Here is an 898-nt window from a genome sequence, read left to right as displayed (position 1 = left end):
GCCACTCGGGCAGCTCGCGTTCGATGCGGCCGAGGCCGTTCTTCGTCGCTTCGATCTCTTCGCAGTCGTAGAACACGAAGGTGATGTCATGCCTCGGCTCGCGGAGAGCGGCGGCGAGATGCAGGAAGACGGCGTCGCCGCTCTTCATGTCGACGGTGCCGAGTCCGTGCAGGATCTCGTCGTCACCGGTCCCCTCACGGCGGACGGGCATGTTCTCGTTCACCGGAACCGTGTCGAGATGCCCCGCCAGCACCACCCGCGACGGACGGCCGAGGTTCGTCCGGGCGAGGACCGCGTCGCCGTTGCGGATCACTTCGAGATGCGGCGCCTGTGTCTCCAACGCGGCCTGCACGGTGTCCGCGATCACCTTCTCCTCCTCGGAAACGCTGAAGATGTCCACCAGCGCGGCGGTGAGGTCGACGGGGTCGGCGTGCAGATCGAGCGAAGGCATGCCCGCACCGTACCGGCGCGGCCTCGGGGCTACCGTGAAGGCGTGCGCACCAAAGCGATCCTGCTCGCCCTTCTCCTGGTACTCAGCGGCTGTGGATCGAACGAGGTCCCGGTCACGGTGAAACCCACGCGCAGCGAGGGGCCGGACGTGCTGCCGATCAAGCTCAAGGCGCTGGGCACCGACCAGTGCTACCTGGCGCCGGGGACCGAATCGCCCAAGGGCTGCCAGAAGTACGTGACCGAACTCTCCAGCGCCGCGGGCACCGTCCGCAAGCGCCGCCCGGACCTGGTGCCGAGTGCCGAAGCGCTCGACCGGCCGATCTCCGTCTTCCGGACCGCGAACTGCCAGGACCAGGCCGCTCCCGGCGGCCAGTGCGGCCAGGCGCTTGTCGATATGGCGGCCGCGCTGACCAGCGTGAAGAGCCTCGTCGGCGGCTGAGGAGGATCA

The 898-nt window shown here is 68.6% G+C and carries 2 protein-coding genes; one reads left to right on the top strand and one right to left on the bottom strand.

Annotated elements, in window-relative coordinates; genetic code table 11:
- A partial coding sequence (locus CFP71_RS42040; RefSeq protein WP_143267287.1) for a M20/M25/M40 family metallo-hydrolase occupies nt 1–451 on the bottom strand: 451 nt, incomplete at its 3' end.
- A 42-nt stretch (nt 452–493) separates the two neighbouring features.
- Between CFP71_RS42040 and CFP71_RS42035 the strand changes: the two genes are divergently transcribed.
- The gene (locus tag CFP71_RS42035) at nt 494–889 is read left to right on the top strand and encodes a hypothetical protein (protein ID WP_093939421.1); all 396 of its coding nucleotides are present in this window, start codon (nt 494–496) and stop codon (nt 887–889) included.
- The last annotated feature ends 9 nt before the right edge of the window (nt 890–898 follow it).

This window comes from Amycolatopsis thailandensis (genome assembly GCF_002234405.1).
GTDB classification, from domain to species: domain Bacteria; phylum Actinomycetota; class Actinomycetes; order Mycobacteriales; family Pseudonocardiaceae; genus Amycolatopsis; species Amycolatopsis thailandensis.
This window is presented reverse-complemented; position numbering and strand designations above follow the sequence as displayed.